This is a genomic window from Streptomyces sp. Root431 (assembly GCF_001426585.1).
GTDB lineage: Bacteria > Actinomycetota > Actinomycetes > Streptomycetales > Streptomycetaceae > Streptomyces > Streptomyces stackebrandtii.
Map to the genome: position 1 here is coordinate 1 of NZ_LMEI01000008.1, position 21,607 is coordinate 21,607.

15 protein-coding genes and 3 pseudogenes are annotated in these 21,607 nt (G+C 71.8%); 9 read left to right on the forward strand and 9 right to left on the reverse strand.

All coding sequences use genetic code 11. The annotated features are described in order from the left end of the window. Window positions 1-1,513 (forward strand): annotated as a pseudogene (locus tag ASC82_RS11150) (AfsR family transcriptional regulator); the annotation flags it as partial. A 15-nt stretch (window positions 1,514-1,528) separates the two neighbouring features. Here the strand turns inward: ASC82_RS11150 and ASC82_RS11155 are convergent. The 3 genes from ASC82_RS11155 to panB form a co-directional block, all read right to left on the reverse strand. After that, complete coding sequence (locus ASC82_RS11155) at window positions 1,529-2,395, reverse strand: ABC transporter permease (RefSeq protein WP_056644986.1); 867 nt, start codon at window positions 2,393-2,395, stop codon at window positions 1,529-1,531. Further along, window positions 2,392-3,384 carry an ATP-binding cassette domain-containing protein gene (locus ASC82_RS11160; protein WP_056644989.1) on the reverse strand — a complete coding sequence of 331 codons (993 nt, stop codon included), beginning with the start codon at window positions 3,382-3,384 and terminating at the stop codon, window positions 2,392-2,394. Before ASC82_RS11160 ends, ASC82_RS11155 begins: the two co-directional genes overlap by 4 nt. A gap of 156 nt (window positions 3,385-3,540) precedes the next feature. Next, window positions 3,541-4,404 (reverse strand): 3-methyl-2-oxobutanoate hydroxymethyltransferase, encoded by an 864-nt coding sequence (gene panB / locus ASC82_RS11165; protein WP_056644993.1) that lies wholly within the window; start codon window positions 4,402-4,404, stop codon window positions 3,541-3,543. Between the two features lie 225 nt (window positions 4,405-4,629). On the opposite strand from panB, the gene ASC82_RS11170 reads away from it, so the two are divergent. The 4 genes and pseudogenes from ASC82_RS11170 to ASC82_RS11185 all read left to right on the forward strand — a co-directional run bounded on the left by ASC82_RS11170 (window position 4,630) and on the right by ASC82_RS11185 (window position 9,808). Continuing rightward, the gene (locus ASC82_RS11170; protein WP_056646311.1) at window positions 4,630-6,333 is read left to right on the forward strand and encodes an MFS transporter; all 1,704 of its coding nucleotides are present in this window, start codon (window positions 4,630-4,632) and stop codon (window positions 6,331-6,333) included. Between the two features lie 375 nt (window positions 6,334-6,708). After that, window positions 6,709-7,287, forward strand: a pseudogene (locus ASC82_RS30605) (TetR/AcrR family transcriptional regulator); the annotation flags it as partial. Window positions 7,288-7,449: 162 nt separating this feature from the next. Continuing rightward, window positions 7,450-8,478: an endonuclease/exonuclease/phosphatase family protein gene (locus tag ASC82_RS11180; protein ID WP_056644995.1), complete on the forward strand. Its 1,029-nt coding sequence runs from the start codon at window positions 7,450-7,452 to the stop codon at window positions 8,476-8,478. Window positions 8,479-8,584: 106 nt separating this feature from the next. Further along, on the forward strand, window positions 8,585-9,808 hold the full coding sequence (locus tag ASC82_RS11185) for an MFS transporter (protein ID WP_056644998.1): 1,224 nt from the start codon (window positions 8,585-8,587) through the stop codon (window positions 9,806-9,808). 10 nt (window positions 9,809-9,818) lie between these two features. On the opposite strand, the gene ASC82_RS11190 is transcribed toward ASC82_RS11185, so the two are convergent. After that, entirely contained in the window at window positions 9,819-11,942 is a 2,124-nt protein-coding gene (locus ASC82_RS11190) for a hypothetical protein (protein WP_056645001.1), read from the reverse strand. Between the two features lie 398 nt (window positions 11,943-12,340). Beyond that, window positions 12,341-14,101: an NAD+ synthase gene (locus ASC82_RS11195; protein WP_056645003.1), complete on the reverse strand. Its 1,761-nt coding sequence runs from the start codon at window positions 14,099-14,101 to the stop codon at window positions 12,341-12,343. A 304-nt stretch (window positions 14,102-14,405) separates the two neighbouring features. On the opposite strand from ASC82_RS11195, the gene ASC82_RS11200 reads away from it, so the two are divergent. From ASC82_RS11200 to ASC82_RS11210, 3 genes and pseudogenes are all read left to right on the forward strand, one after another. Then, window positions 14,406-15,884: an APC family permease gene (locus ASC82_RS11200; RefSeq protein ID WP_056645007.1), complete on the forward strand. Its 1,479-nt coding sequence runs from the start codon at window positions 14,406-14,408 to the stop codon at window positions 15,882-15,884. Window positions 15,885-15,897: 13 nt separating this feature from the next. Beyond that, window positions 15,898-16,584 (forward strand): DUF998 domain-containing protein, encoded by a 687-nt coding sequence (locus ASC82_RS11205; RefSeq protein WP_056645011.1) that lies wholly within the window; start codon window positions 15,898-15,900, stop codon window positions 16,582-16,584. Next, window positions 16,581-17,366: pseudogene (locus ASC82_RS11210) on the forward strand (alpha/beta hydrolase); the annotation flags it as partial. The gene ASC82_RS11205 and the pseudogene ASC82_RS11210, both read left to right, overlap by 4 nt. A 172-nt stretch (window positions 17,367-17,538) precedes the next feature. On the opposite strand, the gene ASC82_RS11215 reads toward ASC82_RS11210, so the two are convergent. The 4 genes from ASC82_RS11215 to ASC82_RS11230 all read right to left on the reverse strand — a co-directional run bounded on the left by ASC82_RS11215 (window position 17,539) and on the right by ASC82_RS11230 (window position 19,850). Next, on the reverse strand, window positions 17,539-17,958 hold the full coding sequence (locus ASC82_RS11215) for a CBS domain-containing protein (protein WP_024760966.1): 420 nt from the start codon (window positions 17,956-17,958) through the stop codon (window positions 17,539-17,541). A gap of 137 nt (window positions 17,959-18,095) precedes the next feature. Beyond that, window positions 18,096-18,743 (reverse strand): DUF305 domain-containing protein, encoded by a 648-nt coding sequence (locus ASC82_RS11220; protein ID WP_056646314.1) that lies wholly within the window; start codon window positions 18,741-18,743, stop codon window positions 18,096-18,098. A gap of 38 nt (window positions 18,744-18,781) precedes the next feature. After that, window positions 18,782-19,429: a DUF3105 domain-containing protein gene (locus ASC82_RS11225; protein ID WP_056645014.1), complete on the reverse strand. Its 648-nt coding sequence runs from the start codon at window positions 19,427-19,429 to the stop codon at window positions 18,782-18,784. A 79-nt stretch (window positions 19,430-19,508) separates the two neighbouring features. Further along, on the reverse strand, window positions 19,509-19,850 hold the full coding sequence (locus ASC82_RS11230; RefSeq protein WP_242427636.1) for a hypothetical protein: 342 nt from the start codon (window positions 19,848-19,850) through the stop codon (window positions 19,509-19,511). A 391-nt stretch (window positions 19,851-20,241) separates the two neighbouring features. Between ASC82_RS11230 and ASC82_RS11235 the strand changes: the two genes are divergently transcribed. After that, window positions 20,242-21,603: a glutamine synthetase family protein gene (locus ASC82_RS11235; RefSeq protein WP_015033133.1), complete on the forward strand. Its 1,362-nt coding sequence runs from the start codon at window positions 20,242-20,244 to the stop codon at window positions 21,601-21,603. Window positions 21,604-21,607 lie beyond the last annotated feature (4 nt).

A 21,607-nucleotide genomic window follows, 5' to 3' on the forward strand; every position in this document is an offset into this window, starting at 1 on the left:
GGCGGCGACGGAGCGGCGGCATCTCGCGTACTACCGCGAGCTGGCCCGTCGTACCGACCCCGAGCTCCGCGGCTCCGGACAGGTCGCCGCCATCGCCCGCTTCGGGACCGAGTACGGCAACCTCCGCACCGCGCTGCGCCGGGCCGTCGCCGCCCGCGACGAGGACGAGGCGCTCGTCCTCGTCCACTCCCTGCTCTGGTACTGGCAGATGCGCGACCTCCGCACCGACGCCCTGCAGTGGGCCCGGGCCACCGCGTCCCTCGGACCCGACCCGTTCACGCCGCCCGCCGCCCCCGTCGTCCCCCTGCACGAGCCGTGCACGGCCGCGCCGCCGCCGCTCTCCGAGGAGCAGCGCTGGGAGGCCCGGCGCGGGGTGCGGCTCGTCGAACTCCTCAACATGGACCACGAGACCGGGCGCTGGACCAGCCCCGAGGGCGTCCGGCGGCTCCGCGAGATGACCGCCGTGTACGAGCCCGGCCTGCCGCAGACCTGCCGCCTGCCCGGCTCCTTCGCCGTCTTCGCGGTCCTCATCATCGGAGAGGCCGGCCGGCTCCGGGAAATCCTCGACATGACCGTGGAGGCCTGCCGCCGGCACGGCTACGACTGGGAGCTCGCCAACGCCCTCCAGATGCGCGCGAACATGTTCGCCAACCGGGCCGATCTGGCCGACGAGGCGAGGGGCGACGCCGACGAGAGCCTGGAGATCTTCGTCCGCCTCGGCGACGCCTGGGGCGCGGCGGAGGCGCTCTCCTCCCGCGCGGAGGCCCACGAGCGGCGGCTCGAATTCGAGGCGGCGGCCGAGGACTTCGCCGCCGCCATCGGCTACGCGGAGCGGATCGGCGCCCAGTCGCAGATGGCGCTGCTGCGGGCCCGGTACGCGGGGACGCTCGTCGAGACCGGGCGGCTCGACGAGGGGGAGGCGATCCTGCGCGAGATCGTGGCCGGCGGCCACGGCTGGGGGCACGAGCCCCTGCTCGGCGCCCGGATCTTCCTCGCCCTGGCGCTCGGCCGCAGCGGTCGCACCGCCGAGGCGCGCGAGCACCTGCTCGCGCTGCGGGCGGAGTTCGCGTCCGAGACCCTCTCCATCTTCGAGGGCTTCACCCTCGGCAGCCTGGGCTGGCTGGACGCCGTGGACGAGCGGTACCGCTCCGCGTTCGCCCATGCCACGCAGGCGTACGAGCGCTCCCTCGACCCCCTGTCGATGATGGTCGCCCCGCAGATGCCGGGGGTGCACGCGGTCGTCGCGGCCTGGGCGCTCGCCGGTCTCGGCGGTCCCACCGCGCGGTACGGGGCGATGCTCCTCGGGGCCAGGGACGGCCTGCTCCCCGTCGGGCACCTGGCGCCGCCGCTGGAGCTGGAGAACCTGGCCACGGCCACGGAGCTGACCCGGTCCCACCTGGGCGAGGCCGAGTTCGCGGCGGCGCACGCCGAAGGCGACGGTCTCTCCTTGGAAGAGACCGCCGCCCTGCTCGGCCGCGCCGCCGACGCGATCAGTGAGCGCGCCGAGTCCTGAACCCCGTGCCGTGCCTCAGGTCTTCTTGCGGAACTTGGTGACCGCGAGCGGCGCCGTGACGATCGTGATCACCAGCGCCCAGCCGAGGGTCATCCACACCGAGTGGGCGACCGGACCGCCGTTGATCAGGTTCCGGGCGGCGTCGGCGAGGTTCGACAGCGGGTTGTAGTCGGTGAAGGTCTCCAGCCAGCCCGGCATCGACGTCGTCGGGGCGAAGATCGAGGAGCCGAACTGGAGCGGCATCAGGACGAGCATCGCCATGCCCTGGACCGCCTGGGCCGTCTTGAGGGTGAGTCCGAGCAGAATGAAGATCCACATCAGCGAGGCTCCGAAGACCATCGACAGGCCGATGGCGGCGAAGAGGTGGAGGACCGAGGTGTGGATCTCCAGGCCGAGCAGGAAGCCCATGCCGAGCAGGATCGCGGTGGCGATCAGCATCCGGCCGACCTCGACGACGATCTTCGCGATCAGGACGGAGGACCGGGCGATCGGCATCGTCCGGAACCGGTCCATGACCCCCTTCTTGAAGTCGTCGTTGATGCCCACCCCGACGGCCATGGCGATGTTCATGCCCATCATCGCCATCAGGCCGGGGGTCACGTAGTTGACGTAGACGTCGTTGTTGCCCTTGCCCGAGATGGCGCCGCCGAAGACGTACACGAACAGCAGGATGAAGATGATCGGCATCAGGACGGCGTCGAACATCGACTCCGGGTCCTGCTTGATCTGGAGGGCGTTGCGGCGGGCCAGGGCACCGATGTGGCGCAGGTTGGCCCGCAGCCCGATCCGGCCCTCGGCGGACGGCGCGGGGCGCGCCGGAGCCGTCCTCGGGGTGTCGCCGGGGGACTTGGTGACAGGGGTCGTGGTCGTGGTCGTGCTCATGCGGCGACCTCCTCGCTGATCGCGTCGGACACGTCGGTCTTCTGGCCGGTGATCGCGAGGAACACCTCGTCCAGGCTGGGCAGGTGGGTCCCGATGTGGGCGATGCCGAACCCGCGAGCGCCGAGCAGCGCCACCACGGCGGTCAGCTGCTGGTCGGTGAGGATCGGCACGTACAGCGCGCCCTCGTCGGGCACGACGGTCGAGCCGGCGACGCCGTCGAGACCGGTCTCGCGGAGCGCGGCGGCCATCGCGGACAGCTGGTCCGGGTCGACCGGGCGGATCTTCAGGGTCCGGCCGCCGACCTTCGCCTTCAGCTCGTCGACCCCGCCCTTGGCGATGACCTTGCCCTTGTCGACGACGGTCAGCTCGCTCGCGAGCTGCTCCGCCTCCTCCATGTACTGGGTGGTCAGCAGGACGGTGACGCCCTCGGAGACCATCCGCTGCACCTCGTCCCACACCTCGTTGCGGGTGCGCGGGTCGAGACCGGTCGTCGGCTCGTCCAGGTAGAGGACGGAGGGCTGCCCGATCATCGAGGCGGCGAGGTCGAGCCGGCGGCGCATGCCGCCGGAGTAGGTCATCGCGGGCCGCTTGGCGGCGTCGGTCAGGGAGAAGCGCTCCAGCATGTCGTCGGACCGGCGGCGGGCGTCCTGCCGGGACAGGTCGAGCAGCCGCCCGATCATGTAGAGGTTCTCCCAGCCGGAGAGCTTCTCGTCGACCGAGGCGTACTGGCCGGTGAGCCCTATGGTGCGGCGGAGCTGGCGGGGGTGCTTCACCACGTCGTAGCCGGCGACGGTGGCGGTCCCGGCGTCCGGGACGAGGAGGGTGGACAGGCAGCGGACGAGGGTGGTCTTCCCGGCGCCGTTCGGCCCGAGGACCCCGAGGACGGTGCCCTCCCGGACGTCCAGGTCGACCCCGTCGAGGGCCTTCGTCGCGCCGAAGTGCTTCACGAGGCCCCGGACCTCGATGGCGTTGGTGTGTGATCGCGTCATGGCAGCCACTACACCAGCCGCCACCGACAATCCCCCGACAGACGACCGACAGCCCGCCGATGGGGGATGTCGGCGGGCTGTCGGAGGTGCCGCAGTGGCTCCGGGGATCTCTCCGTGGAACGAGGACGGGTCCGGCCGATCAGGGCCGGACGGGTCCTAGTGGAAGGTGTGCTCCTCGGCGGGGAAGGCCCCGCCGGAGACGTCCTCCGCGAAGGCACGCGCGGCGTCGCCGAGCGTCTCGCGGAGGTTGGCGTACTGCTTGGTGAAGCGCGGGACCTTGCCGCCGGTCAGACCGGCCATGTCGGTCCAGACGAGGACCTGCGCGTCGGTGCCGGCGCCCGCGCCGATGCCGATGGTCGGGATGTGTAGCGAGCGGGTGACCTCGGCGGCCAGTTCGGCCGGTACGAGTTCGAGGACGATCGCGAAGGCGCCCGCGTCCTGCGCCGCCTTGGCGTCGCTGAGCAGCCGGTGGGCGGCCTCGTCGGACCGGCCCTGCACCCGGTAGCCCATCGTGTTGACGGACTGCGGCGTGAGGCCGAGGTGGGACATGACGGGGATGCCGGCCTGGACGAGCAGCTCGGTCTGGGCCAGGGAGCGCTCGCCGCCCTCCAGCTTGACCGCCTGCACCCCGGCGTCCTTGATCAGCCGGGTGGCGTTGCGCAGGGCCTGGACGGGCCCCTCCTGGTACGAGCCGAAGGGGAGGTCGCCGACGACGAGGGCGCGCTTCGTGCCCCGGACGACGGCGGCGGAGAGGAAGGTCATCTCGTCCATCGTGACCGGCACGGTGGTCTCGTAGCCGAGGTGACAGTTGCCCATCGAGTCGCCGACGAGGATCACGGGGATGCCGGCCTCGTCGAAGACGGAGGCGGTCATCGCGTCGTAGGCGGTGAGCATGGGCCACTTCTCGCCGCGCGTCTTGGCGGCGGCGATGTCGTGGACGGTGATGCGGCGCGTGCCCTTGCCGCCGTACAGCGCCTTGCTGCTGTCGGCGGGTGATTTCTGGGCAGCCTGAAGCGTCATGGGAAACGGCTCCTTCGTCATCTCGAGGCGCCCTGACGGCGTCCCCGGACCACATCCATGGTGGCACTTCGCCGGGCGGGCGGGGAAGTGGGCCGGAGTGGCGCTGTTCACACCGGCCTGTTCACGTCGGCGCAACGTCCCGCAACGTCCCGCGGCCCGTAAAGCCTCCGTCAGGTTTTTCGATACGAGACGGTCTCGTATCGAAATGGAGCTAGGGTGGTCGGCATGTCGCAGCCGTCCCCTGCTCCTGTCCTCAGCCCTGCCCCGCGCCGCATCCCCGAGGCCGTCCACCGACGCCGCTGGGCCGTCCTCGGCGTCCTCATGCTCAGCCTGCTGATCGTCGTCCTCGACAACTCGATCCTGAACGTCGCGGTCAAGACGATCGCCGCCCCCGCGCCCACCGGCATCGGCGCCACCCAGAGCGAGCTGGAGTGGTCGATCAACTCCTACACGCTCGTCTTCGCCGGTCTCCTCTTCACCTCCGGCCTGCTCGGCGACCGCCTCGGCCGCAAGAAGGTGCTGCTCTTCGGCATCACCGTCTTCGGCATCGGCTCCGCCCTCGCCGCCTTCTCCGGCTCCCCGGGCGAGCTCATCGCCTACCGGGCCGTCATGGGCCTCGGCGCCGCGTTCGTCATGCCCGCGACCCTCGCCGTCCTCATGAACGTCTTCGAGCGGGACGAGCAGCCCAAGGCCATCGGCATCTGGGCCGGCAGCGTCGGCCTCGCCATCGCGATCGGACCGATCACCGGCGGCATCCTGCTCGAACACTTCTGGTGGGGATCGATCTTCCTCGTCAACGTCCCCGTCGTGCTCCTCGCCCTCGGCCTCATGATCTGGCTGGTTCCCGACTCCCGGGACCCCAAGCCGGGCCGGATCGACATCCCCGGCGTGCTGCTCTCCGTCCTCGGACTCGTCCTCCTCGTGTACGGGATCATCCGCGGCGGCGAGCTGGCGAGCTTCACCGACGTCACCGTCCTCGCCCCGGTCCTCGGCGGCCTCGCGGTCCTCGCCGTCTTCGTCCTGCACGAGCGGCGCAGCGACCACCCGGCCATCGACATGGCGTACTTTAAGAAGCCCGCGTTCTCGGCGGCCGTCGCCGCGATCGCGCTCGTCTTCTTCGCCCTCATGGGCGTGACCTTCTTCTCCGCCTTCTACCTCCAGAGCGTGCGCGGCTACAGCGCGCTCCAGTCCGGGCTCCTCATCCTGCCGCTCGCCGTCGCCCAGATGGTGTTCGCGCCCCGGGCGCGGCTCGTCGTCGACCGCTTCGGCGCGAAGGCCGTCTGTACCGCCGGCATGCTGCTCGTCGCCGCGGGCCTCGCCGCCTTCGCCTTCTTCGACGCCTCGACGCCGATCTGGGCGATGGAGGTCGTCTTCTTCCTCCAGGGCGCCGGAATGGCGCACATCATGCCGCCGGTCACCGTCGCGATCATGCAGGCGCTGCCCCGCGAGAAGGCGGGCTCCGGCTCGGCGGTCAACAACACCTTCCGCCAGGTCGGCGGCGCGATGGGCGTGGCCGTCCTCGGCTCGGTGCTCTCCTCCACGTACCGCGGGGAGATCGAGGGGCACCTCGGCGGCGTCCCGGCGGCCCTGCGCGACACGGCGGGCGAGTCCATCGAGGCGACGCTCGCGGTCGCCGAGAAGCTCGGCCCGGCCGGCCGGAACCTCGTGGCCCCGGCGTACGACGCCTTCCTCGACGCCATGCACGTCACGGCGATCGCCTCGGCCGTGATCGCCCTGATCGGCGCGGCGGTGGTGGCCGCGTTCCTTCCGGGCCGTACGCCGATGGGCGCGGCGCCGACGCCGGGAGCCGCGCCGGACGCCACCGCCCCGGAAGCCACGGCTCCGGGCGCCGGCGCCCCGGACGGCGCCGCCCGGCGGGCCTCCGTGCCCGCGCCCGGCGCCGAGGCGGGAGAATCGGCGCGTCGATAGGTCGACAGGCCGACGGCCGGCCACCGGAGGAGAGGCGGAGCGCTCGTGTCGCTGCACGACGGCGGGATCCCGGAACCCCACGACGACGGGCCACGGCCCGTGGGCCGCGGGGGCCCGGGCCCCGGGAGCGAGGCGGCACAGGGCGGCGCCGAGCCGAGTCCCGAGACCGAGGCGGCCCAGCGCGGCCTCGCGAAGGGACCCGAGTCCGGGGCAACGCCGGATACGGCCGGGGCCGCGCCCGATGCGGCCGGTCCCACGCCAGTCCCGGCCAGTCCCGCGCCAGACGCGGTCGGCCCCGTACCCGCCCCGGCCGGTCCCGCCCCCGTACCCGACCCGACCGCCCCCAACCCGACCGCCCCCGTCCCCGCCCCCGCCCGCCGGGGTCGGCCGCGGAGTGAGGCGGCCGAGCAGGCGATCTTCGATGCGGCGATCGAGCTCTTGGAGGCCGGTACGCCGCTCGCCGAGCTGTCCATCGAGAAGCTCGCCCGGACCGCCGGCGTCGGCAAGGCCACGATCTACCGGCGCTGGCCCGGCAAGGAAGAGCTCTTCGTCGACCTGCTCCGCTCCGTGGAGCTCCCGGACCCGGTGCTGCCCGGCACCTCGGTCCGGGACGACCTCGTCACGCTCCTGGAGTCGATCCGGCAGCGGGGCCTCGCCAAGCGGACCTCCGCCCTCCTCCACAACGTGTTCTCGCAGATGCAGCTCTATCCGAAGCTGTGGGACACGTACCACCACACCGTGATCGAGCCGCGCCGCCGCCTCGGCCTGGACGCGGTGCGGCGCGGGATGGAGCGCGGAGAGATCCGCGACGACCTCGACGTCGAGCTCGTCAACGACCTCTTCACGGGCCCCCTGCTCCTCCGTACGGTCATCCGTCCCGGCAGCACCCTGCAGCCCGGCCTCGCCGAGCGGATCGTCGACACCGTCCTGGAGGGCCTGCGCCCCCGCACCTGAACCGTACGAATGTGCGCGTTCTGTCACAGGGGCGCCGACCGCGCCACCTGCAGGAACCCGCCACGCGCCAGTGTCGTCCCTGGGGGAGTACGACGGACCCGGGATCGCCTAGTGTCGGCACCGGGTCACGCAAGACGGCAAGGCAGCAGTGAGGACAGTGCGATGGCGCGGGTGGACATGACGGAGACCGAGTACGGCGGAGAGGGAAATGGGCGCCCTGGTTCCGGATCCCGGTTCCGGACCGCCCTCGACAACCTCCGGCGCGACCGCGGGATCTGGCGCCGGGGCGTCCTGATCGCCGCCGCGGCGGTGGCCCTGACCCTCCTCATGGTGTTCCACGCCGAGATCCCCAACACGATCGGCAACCTGGGCAGCCTGACCGAGACCTTCCTGCCGTGGCTGGGCCTCTTCGTCCCCCTGCTCCTCGTCCTCGCCCTCGTACGCCGCTCGGCCACGGCCCTGATCGCCCTGCTGATCCCGGCCGTGGTCTGGCTCAACCTCTTCGGCGGCCTCGTCGCCGACAAGTCCTCCGCCGGCGGCGACCTGACCGTCGCGACCCACAACGTGAACGCCGACAACCCCGACCCCGAGGGCACCGCCCGAGGGCTCGCCGCGTCCGGCGCCGACGTGCTGGCCCTGGAGGAGCTCAAGGGCGACATGGTCCCGACGTACGAGCGGGGCCTCGCGGAGACGTACCCGTACCACTCCGTCCAGGGCACGGTCGGCCTCTGGAGCAAGCTGCCCCTGCGCGCCGCGCAGCCCGTCGACATCCAGATGGGCTGGACCCGCGCCATGCGCGCCACCGTGGTGACCCCCCAGGGCGAGGTCGCGGTGTACGTCGCCCACCTGCCGTCCGTCCGGGTCAAGCTGAACGCCGGCTTCACCGCCAATCAGCGCGACAACAGCGCCAACGCCCTCGGCGAGGCGATCTCCCGCGACCGGCACGAGCGGATCGTTCTCCTCGGCGACCTCAACGGCACCATGAACGACCGCTCCCTCAACGCCGTCACCTCCCAGCTCCGCTCCACCCAGGGCGCCGCCGGCGACGGCTTCGGCTTCAGCTGGCCGGCCTCGTTCCCGATGGCCCGGATCGACCAGATCATGGTGAAGGGCGTGGAACCCATGTCGTCCTGGGCCCTGCCGCAGACGGAGAGCGACCACCTCCCGATCGCCGCCCGCGTGAAGCTCTGACAGGAAACCTCCCCTTCATCCCCCGGAAGCCGTGGGGAAGAATCCACCTGAGAGTCTTTGTTCCGACGAAGAACTATCTTCGGGACAATCCGGAAAGGCTCTCCCCATGCCCCTGGCGCTGCTCGCGCTCGCCGTCTCCGCCTTCGGCATCGGCACGACCGAGTTCGTGATGATGGGCCTCCTGCCCAACGTCGCCGACGACCTCGGCACCTCCGTCCCCACGGCCGGCCACCTCGTCTCCGCGTACGCGATCGGGGTGGTCGTCGGCGCTCCGCTGCTCACGGCGCTCGGCTCGCGGATCCCGCGCAAGCGGATGCTGCTCCTGCTGATGGCCCTGTTCGTCGTCGGCAACCTCGCCTCCGCGCTCGCCCCCGGCTTCGGCTGGCTCGTCGCGGGGCGGGTCCTCGCCGGGCTCCCGCACGGGGCGTTCTTCGGCGTCGGCGCGGTCGTCGCCGCCCGGCTCGTGCGCGAGGACCGGCAGGCGCGGGCGGTCGCCACGATGTTCCTCGGCCTCACCGTCGCCAACATCCTCGGCGTACCGGCCGCGACCCTGCTGGGCCAGCACCTCGGCTGGCGGGCCACCTTCCTCGTCGTCACCGTCATCGGACTCGTGGCCATGGCGGCGCTCGCCCGCCTCGTCCCGTACGTCCCCGTGGACGAGCGGCAGAGCCTCGGCCGCGAGATCCGGGCCCTCGGCCGCCCGCAGGTGCTGCTCGGCCTGCTCACCGCGGTCTTCGGCTTCGCCGGCGTCTTCGCCGTCTACTCCTACCTTGCCTCGATGACCACCGAGGTGATGGGCTTCGGCGAATCGACCGTCACCGTCGTCCTCGCCCTCTTCGGCCTCGGCATGACCGGCGGAGCGCTCGCCGCCGGCCCGCTGACGGACCGCGCGCTCCGCCCCACCCTCTACGGCTCCCTCGCGGCCCTCGTCCTCGCCCTGGTCGCGTTCCGCTTCACGATCCACGTGCCCTGGCTGGCGCTCGTCACGGTCGTCGTGCTCGGCGCGGTCGGCTTCATGACCACCACCCCGCTCCAGATGCTGGTCATGCGCAAGGCCAAGGACGCCCCGACCCTCGCCTCCGCCTCCAACCACTCCGCCTTCAACCTCGCCAACGCCGGCGGCGCCTGGGCGGGCGGCGCCGCCGTCGCCGCCGGCTGGGGCTGGACCTCCCCGGCCCTCGTCGGCGCGGGCCTCACGGTCGTCGGCCTCGCCATCGCGGCGGTCGCGGGCCTGCTCGACCGCGCCGATACGACGGAGGGGGCCTCCCGCGTCGTGGCGGAAGGCCCCCGAGCCGCCGACCGGACCACTCAACCGGAACGAACCGCCTGAGCCCGCCGGCTCACAGGACGCCGTCCGCCTCCCCGTCGTCGCCCGCGGACGGCGCCGATTCCAGCGGCGGCCGGCTGTCGATCAAGGTGTCGTCGAGCTTCCGGATGAGGGAGCGGACCTGGTCCCAGTCGGTCCGCTGCCCCAGGGGATGCGCGCCGAGCCCGTGCGGGAACTGCGCCTGCTGGCTGTGCAGGTCGTCGAGGGTGCGCTGTGCCTCGCCCAGCGTGCGCATCAGATAGGTGCGGCGGCGGTGATTGCGCTCCTCCGGCGTCTCCGCCCGGGACTCGGCCGCCTTCTCCCGTTCACGGGCCGCGTGCTCCCGCAGGGACTTCTCCGGGTCGGCCTGCCAGTGCAGGTCCGCCTCGGTCAGCACGGCGACGCCCGCCCCGTCGTCCTCGACGCGCCCCTGGTGATCGACGCGCGGATACGTGTACCTGGCGTGGTTCCCCGTGCCACCGGGACGATCGGGGTCGAACCGCTTCAGCACGGCCTCCGCCTGCCGCATGCCGTGGGGCGCACGCAGCAGCTCCTCAAGGAGCTGCGGGGGAGTGGTCCGGTACGGCACCCGCCCGCTCGACACCTTGAGGCCCGAGTCCTGGGTGACGATGCCGTCGGCGATGAGGGCCGTCCCGGCGAGGACCTGGAGGGTCAGCCGGGCGTCCGCGTCCCCCTTCAGCGCCCGCGCGCGCAACTCCGCGGCCGAGGCGACGACCAGCTCCCAGGAGCCCAGCACCTCCTTGGACAGCACCCCGCCGTCCCGCCACGCGCGCCGGGCGACCGGGGTCGTCTTCGGCTTGTAGAAGCGGAACGACATGTCGATCACGACGCCCAGGTATCCCGCGTACCGATCGGTGCGCACGATGTGCAGGCCCCGGTCGCCGCGGACGAACCGCTTGGCCTCGTCGAAGACGGCCGGCCGGGTCAGCGTGTGGGTGATCTTCGCCGCGCGCCAGAGCGGCTCCACCCAGTCGGACGACCGGTCGTAGCGCACCAGATCGACCGCGCCCGTGCCGAACAGCAGCTCGACGTCCTCGTCCTTGAGGGCGTCCTCGTTGACCAGCCCGACGAACGCGCCCGACACGAGACCCTGCCGGTTCAGATGCGACACGATCCGCTCGGCGGTCATCAGGTCCTGGGCGGGCTCGCTCCAGGGATTGACGCTGATGTGCTTGGCGCTCTGGGCCGTCGCGATGGCGTCGGGGAGCGCCGACGCGTTGCTCGCCGGGCCGAACTCCGCCCCCACGACCAGCCGGACGGGGACGAGCTGCGTCATCCGGTCGCGCAGCGCGGGCATCGTCAGGTTGTAGCGTTCCAGCGCGGCGTTCACGTCCTGCGCCCGCTTCCCGTACCGCGTACGGCGCGTGCGGGGGCTGAGCGAGAGGACGTCCGCGAAGGACTCGGCGACCTTCGCCCGGAGGTCCTCGGCCGAGAGCCCGCTCTGCGCGTGCCGGGTCTTGGCCGCGCTGGTGCAGCGCGAGGTGCCGTCGTACAGCGCGGGGACGACGACCGGCGCCTCGCCGTGGGCGTAGGTCACCTCGGCGAGGACCGCTTCCACGGGCGTCATCACGCCGTTGACCAGGATCGAGTCGCTGTAGTCCGCGCCCGGCTGCTTCAGGGTCTCCGTGACCGTCGTACGGATGAGCCGGCGGGCGTCCTCGACGCTGTCGTAGCCGATGGTGAGCTGGGCGAGCAGGGTCGTGCCGTCGGGCGCGTACATGCCCGCCGCGGCCGGGGCCGCCGGAGTCGAGTCGTTCTGGGCTTTCTGGGCGGGCGTCGAAGGAGCCTGCGTCAAATGGGCGATGCGCGGATTGCCGAGCACCGGCAGCAGGGCGTCGGCGAAGGCCAGGCCTTCGAGCACGAGGAGCGTGGCGGAGCCGGTCGGCTGCGGAGTCAGACCGTCGAGGCCGTCCTGATGGGTGGCCAGCCGTGCCACCCGTGAGGGGTCGGCGAACAGGCCGGCGGCCGCCTCGATCGCCTCCTTGCTCAGGTTGACGCGGGGATTCTCCTGAAGGGCCCGACGGAGCTTCCCGGTTCCCTTGGGGTCCAGTTCGGGCAGTGGTTCGGGAAGCCGGGGGAGACGGAACGTGATGCCGTTCTCGTCCGTGACGACGACTTCCTGCTGGGGGTCGGCCATGACGGGGCCCTCCTCGGGGCCCGATCGGCCCGGCTCGCGCACGGTGCGGTCACAGGGCTACCCCGGCCGAGTACCGAGGGCATGGGCGCGCGTGCGCTGCCACGCGGACAGGGTCGTACCCCGACGACTGGAACGAGTCAGCCATCCAGGACTGCCCCGGTGTCCACCCGGTGGTGCCCACGACTGCTGCGGTCCGCCCGCGCGCCATGAGGGTGCGCGGCGTTCGGCGTGGAGTGCCGCCACTGCCCGCAGCGAGGCTATGCACGGGGTCGGGCGGATGGGCGGGGTTCGTGATCTTTGGCGGGAAACGTTCGGCCCCGCCGACAGCCCCCTCGCAGGGAGGGCGTCGGCGGGGCCGGGTACGCGGACCTAAGACCGCCGGCCGGGCCGTTGTCCGGTCAGCCGGCCGCGGTCTCCCGCCAGCGGTTCGTGATCGGCAGGCGCCGGTCCTTGCCGAAGCCCTTGGCGGAGATCTTGGTGCCCGGCGGGTACTGCCGGCGCTTGTACTCCGCCGCGTCCACCATCCGCAGGGTCCGCGTCACGACCTGCTCGTCGTAGCCGGCGGCCACGATCTCGTCCTTGCCGCGGTCCGCGTCCACGTACAGCGCGAGGATCCCGTCGAGGACGTCGTAGTCCGGCAGCGAGTCCGTGTCCACCTGGCCCGGGCGGAGTTCGGCGCTGGGCGGCTTCGTGATCGAGCTCTCCGGGATCGGCGGGGTCATCCCGCGGGTCTCGGCGGCCTGGTTGCGCCAGCGCGCGAGGCGGAAGACCGTCGACTTGTAGACGTCCTTGATGGGCCCGAACGCGCCGACGGAGTCGCCGTACAGCGTCGAGTAGCCCACCGCCAGCTCGGACTTGTTGCCCGGCGCGAGGACGATGTGGCCCTCCTGGTTGGAGAGGGCCATCAGCGTCGTGCCGCGCAGCCGGGACTGGAGGTTCTCCTCGGCGAGGCCGGTGAGGCCCAGCGAGGCCATGTACGCGTCGAACATCGGCTCGATCGACACCGTGCGGTAGTGCAGGCCGGTGCGGCGGGCCAGCTCGGCCGCGTCGCCGCGGGAGTGGTCGGAGGAGTACTTGGACGGCATCGACACGCCGTACACGTTCCCCGCGCCGACCGCGTCGCAGGCGATGGCCGCGACGAGCGCCGAGTCGATACCGCCGGAGAGTCCGATCAGGACCGAGCGGAAACCGTTCTTCGCGACATACGCGCGCAGCCCCACGACCAGGGCCGAGTAGACCTCCTCGTCGTCGTCGAGCCGGTGCGCGTACCCGCCCGCGAGCTCCGGCTCGTACGCCGGCAGCGGCTTCTCGGAGAGCACCACCCGGTCGATCCGCAGCCCGTCGTCCACGACGCCGTCCGGCGCCCCCGGGTCGGCCGCCGGCAGCTCCAGGTCGACGATCACACTGCCCTCGACGAACTGCGGGGCGCGCGCGATCACTTCGCCCGCCGCGTCCACGACGATCGAGTCGCCGTCGAACACCAGCTCGTCCTGACCGCCCGTCGACGCCAGGTACGCGGTGACGCAACCGGCCTCCCGGGCGCGCCTGCGGACCAGTTCGAGCCGCGTGTCGTCCTTGTTCCGCTCGTACGGCGAGGCGTTGACCGACAGGAGCAGTCCGGCCCGCGCGGCGCGCGCCGCCGGGACCCGGCCGCCCTCCTGCCAGAGGTCCTCGCAGATCGCCAGGGCCACGTCGACGCCGTGGACGCGGACGACCGGCATCGTGTCGCCCTGGACGAAGTAGCGGTACTCGTCGAACACGCCGTAGTTGGGGAGGTGGTGCTTGGCGAACCGAAGCGCCACCTCGCCCCCGTACAGCACGGCGGCGGCGTTCTCCGGCGAGCCGGCGGGCCTGCCGAGCCTCGGCTCGGCCCGCTCGGAGCGGTCGAGGTAGCCGACGACGACCGGCAGCTCGCCGAAGCCCTCGTCCGCGAGCCGCCGGGCGAGCCCGCGCAGGGCCTCCCGGGACGCCTCGACGAAGGAGGGCCGCAGGGCCAGGTCCTCGACGGGGTAGCCGGTCAGCGCCATCTCGGGGAACGCGACGAGATGCGCGCCCTGTCCGGCGGCGTGCCGGGTCCAGTGGACGATCGCCTCGGCGTTCCCGGCGATGTCTCCGACGGTCGAGTCGATCTGATTCAGGGCGAGGCGTAGTTGAGGCACTCGGCCAGTGTAATCGTCACACCGACGCGATGTCCCGGAAAACACCCGAGGATGGTTTCGGGCAAGGCTCCGGGACGGCTGCGGCAGAGGCTTCGGGACGACTCGGGGGCGGCTCCGGCAGAGGCTCCGGGACGACTCGGGGAAGGCTGTGGCAGAGGCCTCCGAGACGACTCCGGGAAGGCTGCGGCAAGGCTCCGGAAAGCCGCGACGAGGCCCTGGCAAGGCCCCGGCAAGGCCGCGGCAAGGCCCCGGCAAGACCCCCTCTCGACATGCGGCCCATCCCCTCCCCGTCGATCATGGGCCCATGACGACCACTGACGACCCGGCAGAGTCGGCGCGGCCCGACGCCCGTGGCACGGCGACGGTCCAGGACGACGGCACGAAGCGGCAGTTCATCTCCTGGCTGACGCTCGCCTTCATGACCACCGCGTCCGTCGCGAGCCTGCGGCCCTCGCCGTCGATGGCCATCTACGGCCTCGCCGCGATCTTCCTCTACCTGCTCCCGGCCATCGTCTTCCTGCTCCCCACCGCCCTCGTCGGCGCCGAGCTCGCCTCCGGCTGGTCGGGCGGCATCTATCGCTGGGTCAGCGAGGCCCTCGGCAAGCCGCTGGGCTTCCTCGCGGTCTGGTGCCAGTTCGCCATGACCATCGCGTACTACCCGAGTCTGCTCGCGTACGTCGCCTCGACCTTCGCGTACGTCATCGACCCCTCCCTCGCCGAGAACGGTCCGTACGTCGCGATCGTCATCATCGTCGTCTACTGGAGCGGGGTCTGGATCTCCTCGCGCGGGACGAAGGCGATCGCCGGTCTCTCCTCCTTCGGCCTGATCATCGGCACCCTCATCCCCGGTGTGCTGCTCGTCGTCCTCGGCATGATCTTCCTCGGCCAGGGAAACCCCTCCGCGCAGCCCATGACCGCCGACCACTGGCTCCCGCCGTGGACCGGCCTCGCGAGCCTGGTCCTGATCGTCAACAACTTCCTGTCCTACGCGGGCATGGAGATGAACGGCGTCCACGTCTCCTCGCTGCGCGAGCCCAAGCGCGAGTACCCCAAGTCGATGTTCCTGGCGACCGGTCTCGTCCTGCTGATCTTCATCCTTCCGGCCCTCGCCATCGCCTGGGTCATTCCCTCGGCGCAGCTCAGCCTCACCGCCGGACTCATGCAGGCCTTCCAGGCCTTCTTCGACCACTTCTCCATCGGCTGGATGACCAAGGTCGTCGGCCTCATGCTGGTGTGCGCCGCCCTCGGCGGCATGCTCACCTGGCTCGCCGGACCCGCGAAGGGCCTCGTCCTGCTTTCCCGGCAGGAGGGCTACCTGCCGCCCGCGCTGCAGAAGTTCAACAGGAACGGCGTCCCGCAGAACATCATGATCGCGCAGGGCGTCGTCACCACCCTGATCGGCATCCTCTACGCCTTCAGCGACGACGTCTCCAGCGCGTACTGGATGTTCTCCGTCATCACCGTGCAGATCTACCTGATCGCGTACCTGCTGATGTTCGTCGCCGTCGTCAAGCTCCGCGGGAGTCAGCCGGACGTCGAGCGCGGCTTCCGCGTCCCCGCCGTCCGGTGGGTCGCCGGCATCGGTTTCGTCGCCTCGGTCGCCGCGCTCGTCATCGGCTTCGTCCCGCCGGACCAGTTCGGCGACCAGCCGCTCTGGCGCTACCTGCTCATCGTCGGCGGCGGCCTGCTCCTCCTCGGCGTCGTCATCCCGGCCGCCCTCCTCAAGTACCGCAAGCCGAGCTGGGTCCACCCCGATCACAGGGAACCTTCCGGTACCCCCTGACGTTCGAACGACCATGCCCGGAAAGGTGCCCGCGAGGGCGACGCGAGCGGCCGCGCTCCTGCTCGCCCTCGGCGCGCTCGCGTACACCGCGTGGCTGCTCGAAGTCCTCGTCCGGACCGGGCTCGACCCGGTCCGGACGTACGTCTCCGAGCTCGCCGCCGCCGACCAGCCCCTCGGCGGCCTCTTCCGCGCCACCGACCTGGCGGCCGGCCTCCTCGTCCTCGCCGGCGCGCTCGCCGGGCTCGCCGCGACCCGGAGACACGGCCCCTGGGCGCTCGGCGGCTGGATCGCCCTCGCCGTCTTCGGGGCCGCCACCGTCGCCGACTCGCGGCTCCCGCTCAGCTGCGCCCCCACCGCCGACCCGGAGTGCGCGGCGCGTGAGACCGCCGGTCTCGTGCCCGCCACCCATCTGGCCCACGCCGTCAGTTCGAGCCTCGCCATGACCGGCGCGCTCGCCGCGATGATCGCCCTGACCGTGGCCGCCCGCCGGTACGGCCACTGGCGCCCCCTCGCCCGTACGGGCCCCGCCCTCGTCGTCCTGGAGCTCGCCGCCACCGCCTGGACCCTGGCGGCCGTCGCCGCCTTCGAGGCCGGCAAGGGGACGTGGTCGCTCGGCGCGGGCCAGCGGCTCCAGGTCCTCCTGGTGGCCATGTGGCTCGCCGTCCTCGCCGGCTCCCTCCCGCGCAGGCGGGCGCGATGACCTTCGTACGGATCGGGGGAGTGGCCCACCACGTGGTCGTCGAGGGCTCGGGGCCCGTCTGCGTCCTGAGCGCCGGTCTCGGCCTGAGCTGGTTCGACTGGGACCCGGTCGTGCCGCTGCTCGCGCCGTACCGCACGGTCGTCCGCTTCGACCGCCCCGGCCACGGCCTCTCCGCCCCCGCGGCCGCCCCGCCGACGGCGGCGGGTGAGGCGGACCGGATCGCGGCGCTCCTCGACGCACTGGACGCGGGCCCCGCCACCGTCGTCGGCCACTCCATCGCCGGATTCCACGCGGAGGCCTTCGCGCGCCTCCACCCGGCCCGTACCGCCGCACTCGTCCTCGTCGACTCCTCGGTGGAGGAGCACCCCCGCCCGTCCCGTGCGCCCGCCGTGTCCCGGGCCGTCGGCGCGCTGCTCAGCGCCGCCGGCGTCCCGGCAGCGCTCGGCCCGGCGGTCCGCCGCCTGTCGGTACGACGGGACCCGGCGCCCACCGAACTGATCCGCCGCGTCTACCGCACCTCACGCGTCCTGCGCGGCACCCTCCTGGAGAACGCCCACTACGGCGCAGTCGCCGCCGGACTCCTCGCCCTCCGGGACAGCCACCCGCTCCCGCCGGGGCTCCCCGTCACCGTCCTCGCCGCCCCCGACGGCTCCGCCCGCTGGGAGCAGCGCCAACGCACGCTGGCCCGACGGCTCGACGCCTCCTACGAGGCGGCCGTGCCGTCGGGCCATCTGGTCATGCTGGACCGCCCGGAAGCGGTGGCCAGGGCGGTGCTGCACCCGGGGGGCTCCGGGCGCCCAGACCAGTCAGGGCAAGGGCACTCCGGGCCCCCAGACCACCCAGGGCACTCCGGGCCCCAGGGGGCTCTGGGCACCCAGGGCACTCCGGGCCTCCAGGCCAGTCAGGACACTCCGGGCCCCCAGGGGGCACCGGGCCCCCCGGGCGCCCCGGCGGTCAGGTGGCGGCGTAGACGCTCGCGCAGAACGCCTTGATCTGCTCGTCCGACAGGTGCTGGGCCAGGTCGGCCTCGCTGATCATGCCGACGAGCTTCTTGCCCTCGATGACGGGGAGCCGCCGGATCTGGTGGCTCTGCATCTCCTCCAGGACCGCGCCCACGTCGGCGCCCGCCTCGACCCAGCGCGGGGTGCCCTTCGCCATCTCGCCGCAGGTGATCTTCGACGGATCATGGCCCATGGCCACACAGCCGACCACGATGTCGCGGTCCGTGATGATGCCGCAGAGCCGTTCGTTCTCGTCGGCGATGGGCAGCGCGCCCACGTTCAGGTTGCGCATCAGCTGCGCGGCGCGGTCGAGCGTCTCGTGTGCCGGGATCCACTGGGCCCCGGGATGCATGATGTCCTTCGCCGTGGTCATGAGCTGCGTACCTTTCGTCGAACGTCGTCACACGAACGTCCCCGAGCCCACTCATTGTCGGCGCGCGGCACGGCCCCCGCGACCGCAGCGGGTCACGGGGGCCGTAAGGACTACCGACGGGATCGGGCCCGAGCCGCTCAGGCGGCTCCGCGCTGCTTCAGCATGTCGGCCATCAGCAGCATCTCGGACCGCTGGGCATCGACCATGCCCTGCGCGAGGTCGCGCTCGACGCCCGGGGCGCACTTGAGCACGCAGCCCTCGGCCATGTGGACCCCGCCCTTGTGGTGCTCGGTCATGAGCTTCAGGTACAGGACCTCGGCCTCCCGGCCACTGGCCTTGCGCAAGGCGTCCATCTGCGCGTTGGTCGCCATGCCGGGCATCAGCGCGCCGTCCGAGGGACCGTTGTCGCCCGTACCGCCCATGCCCATCCAGGCCATCGGCTCGACGCCGGACTGCAGCTTGGGCAGCCCCCACATGTCCAGCCAGCCGAGCATCATGCCCCGCTGGTTGGCCTGGGTGTTGGCGATGTCGTACGCGAGACGGCGCACCGACTCGTCCCGGGTGCGGTCCCGGACGATGAACGACATCTCGACGGCCTGCTGGTGGTGGACGGACATGTCCCGGGCGAAGCCGGCGTCCGCGGAGTCGGTCGCGGGGGTACGCGGCGCCTCGTCGCGCTCGGCGGAGGCGACGGTGACGGCGCCCCCGGCGAAGAGCAGCGCGAGCGCGACGGCGGTGACGGCGGCCCACTGGGTCCGCCCGACCCGGCGCCGGGCGCCGGGCACGAAGTCCTCGTCCGCGTCGATCTCCCCGGTCTCCGGGCTCACTGCCCGACCCCGCCGGTGCAGGCGGCGCCCGGCTCGGGGGTCTGCGGGCCCTGGACGTACTTCGTGAAGAAGGCGTCGATCCGAGGGTCGGTGGCGCTGTCGACGGTGACCTGCTTGCCCCAGGCGGACAGCATGATCGAGCCGGCCTGGTCGTCCACGGGGCTCATCAGCGTGTACTTGGTCTTGCCGACCTTCTCGGCGAGCTTCTCCACGTCGGCCTTGTCGGCCTTCTTGTTGTACGTCACCCAGACGGCGCCGTGCTCCAGCGAGTGCACGGCGTTCACGTCGTTGACGGCCTTGTCGTAGACCACGCCGTCGCAGTTCATCCAGACCGGGTGGTGGTCACCGCCGACCGGCGGCTTCATGTCGTACTTCACGGCGGTCTCGACGTGGTTGCGGCCGAGCTTCTTCGCGTCCCAGGTCTGCTCGGACTTGATGGGGGCCTTGGCGGCGGCCTCCTTCGCGTCCTGCTCGTCGGACTTCTTCATCAGCACGAAGGTGCCGAAGCCGACGAGGCCGAGGACGACGACCCCGGAGACGCCGATGGTGATGAGGCGGTTGCGGCGCTCGCGGGACTGCTCGGCGCGGCGCATCTCCTCTATTCGGGCGCGGCGGTCGGCGTTGACGGAGCGGTTGGCGGCCATGGTGATGTCGTCCTTCTTCAGGGAGAGAGGTGGAGTTCGGAGCGGGACATGCAAGGGCTGGGGCCGGAGGCCGGCGCCGCTATGTCCGGAGAACTTGAAGGACGTGCAGGTCCGGCGCGCGCGGCCGGATGCCGGAACGGCGGGCCGGGCCGTCACCGGAGGGCGGGTCGAGGCGCGGGAGCCGGCCCTCCGCGTGGAGCGGGGGGTCGAGCGGGGGCGCGCTGAGCACCGCGGGGGAGAGGGAGGGGACGAGGGAGCAGCCGCCGCGTTCGTACGGGCAGATGTACTCGGCCACGACCGCCGACGCCCGTGCGCCGTACGTCTCCGGGGCCGCCTCGTGATGGGGGTCGGGTCCGGGGCCGGACCCCAGGCAGACGAAGAGCGCGGCGAGGAGCGTCGCCACGGCACTCACCAGTGCCATGGGACGCGCGTGTCGGAACAGGCGTACGAGCCGCGTGGCCCCCATGGGCGCAGATCGTAGTGTGCGCGGGCCCTCTGTGGGCCGAACGGGGTACCACTCGGTACCGGAGAACGACCACGACACGACCACGACACCCCCGGAAGGCCACCCTCCGCCAACTTCCCACCCCCTCTCGACTCCCTCCCCAGCCCGCTCCCCAGACCCCTCCCCAGACCCCGCCCCAACCCCTCCCCGACCCCCGAATCCCCTCCTCCCGTTACCTGCGTCACACCCGAGCAGGCACTATGGGTACGCAACGTGCGCGAAACCATGTGGTGGGATGCTCAGGTGCCCCCCGATGTATCGGAGGCGGTGGGAGCAGGCGGCCTGACCAGCGAGGATGGGTGTGGAAATGGACAAGCAGCAGGAATTCGTGCTCCGTACGCTCGAGGAGCGCGACATCCGCTTCGTGCGCCTGTGGTTCACCGATGTACTGGGCTTCCTCAAGTCGGTGGCCGTGGCGCCCGCCGAGCTTGAGCAGGCCTTCGACGAGGGCATCGGCTTCGACGGCTCGGCGATCGAGGGTTTCGCCCGCGTATACGAATCGGACATGATCGCCAAGCCGGATCCGGGCACCTTCCAGATCCTGCCGTGGCGCGCCGAGGCCCCGGGCACGGCCCGGATGTTCTGCGACATCCTGATGCCGGACGGCTCGCCGTCCTTCGCGGACCCGCGGTACGTGCTGAAGCGTGCCCTTGCCAAGACCTCCGACCTCGGCTTCACCTTCTACACCCACCCCGAGATCGAGTTCTTCCTCCTGAAGGACAAGCCGCTCGACGGCACGCGGCCCACCCCGGCCGACAACTCGGGCTACTTCGACCACACCCCGCAGAACGTCGGCATGGACTTCCGCCGCCAGGCGATCACGATGCTCGAATCGATGGGCATCTCGGTGGAGTTCTCCCACCACGAGGGCGCGCCGGGCCAGCAGGAGATCGACCTCCGCTACGCGGACGCCCTCTCCACCGCGGACAACATCATGACGTTCCGCCTGGTCATGAAGCAGGTTGCTCTTGAGCAGGGCGTCCAGGCCACCTTCATGCCGAAGCCCTTCTCCGACTACCCCGGCTCGGGCATGCACACCCACCTGTCGCTCTTCGAGGGCGACCGGAACGCCTTCTACGAGTCGGGCGCCGAGTACCAGCTCTCCAAGGTGGGCCGCTCCTTCATCGCGGGCCTCCTGAAGCACGCGGGCGAGATCTCCGCCGTCACCAACCAGTGGGTCAACTCGTACAAGCGCATCTGGGGCGGCTCCTCCCGCACGGCCGGCTCGGGCGGCGAGGCTCCCTCGTACATCTGCTGGGGCCACAACAACCGCTCGGCCCTCATCCGCGTCCCCATGTACAAGCCGGGCAAGACGGGCTCGTCCCGCGTCGAGGTCCGCTCCATCGACTCGGGCGCCAACCCCTACCTGACGTACGCGGTCCTCCTCGCGGCCGGCCTCAAGGGCATCGAAGAGGGCTACGAACTCCCGGCCGGCGCCGACGACGACGTCTGGGCCCTCTCCGACGCGGAGCGCCGCGCGATGGGCATCGAGCCGCTCCCGCAGAACCTGGGCGAGGCGATCGCCCTGATGGAGAAGAGCGAACTGGTCGCGGAGACCCTCGGCGAGCACGTCTTCGACTTCTTCCTGAGGAACAAGAAGCAGGAGTGGGAGGAGTACCGGAGCGAGGTCACCGCCTTCGAGCTCCGCAAGAACCTTCCCGTGCTGTAAGGGA

Coding starts and splice junctions, on each gene's coding strand:
- ASC82_RS11155 (WP_056644986.1), bottom strand. CDS start 2,395: ATGAGCACGACCACGACCACGACCCCTGTCACCAAGTCCCCCGGCGAC.
- ASC82_RS11160 (WP_056644989.1), bottom strand. CDS start 3,384: ATGACGCGATCACACACCAACGCCATCGAGGTCCGGGGCCTCGTGAAG.
- panB (WP_056644993.1), bottom strand. CDS start 4,404: ATGACGCTTCAGGCTGCCCAGAAATCACCCGCCGACAGCAGCAAGGCG.
- ASC82_RS11170 (WP_056646311.1), top strand. CDS start 4,630: ATGTCGCAGCCGTCCCCTGCTCCTGTCCTCAGCCCTGCCCCGCGCCGC.
- ASC82_RS11180 (WP_056644995.1), top strand. CDS start 7,450: ATGGCGCGGGTGGACATGACGGAGACCGAGTACGGCGGAGAGGGAAAT.
- ASC82_RS11185 (WP_056644998.1), top strand. CDS start 8,585: ATGCCCCTGGCGCTGCTCGCGCTCGCCGTCTCCGCCTTCGGCATCGGC.
- ASC82_RS11190 (WP_056645001.1), bottom strand. CDS start 11,942: ATGGCCGACCCCCAGCAGGAAGTCGTCGTCACGGACGAGAACGGCATC.
- ASC82_RS11200 (WP_056645007.1), top strand. CDS start 14,406: ATGACGACCACTGACGACCCGGCAGAGTCGGCGCGGCCCGACGCCCGT.
- ASC82_RS11205 (WP_056645011.1), top strand. CDS start 15,898: ATGCCCGGAAAGGTGCCCGCGAGGGCGACGCGAGCGGCCGCGCTCCTG.
- ASC82_RS11215 (WP_024760966.1), bottom strand. CDS start 17,958: ATGACCACGGCGAAGGACATCATGCATCCCGGGGCCCAGTGGATCCCG.
- ASC82_RS11225 (WP_056645014.1), bottom strand. CDS start 19,429: ATGGCCGCCAACCGCTCCGTCAACGCCGACCGCCGCGCCCGAATAGAG.
- ASC82_RS11230 (WP_242427636.1), bottom strand. CDS start 19,850: ATGGCACTGGTGAGTGCCGTGGCGACGCTCCTCGCCGCGCTCTTCGTC.
- ASC82_RS11235 (WP_015033133.1), top strand. CDS start 20,242: ATGGACAAGCAGCAGGAATTCGTGCTCCGTACGCTCGAGGAGCGCGAC.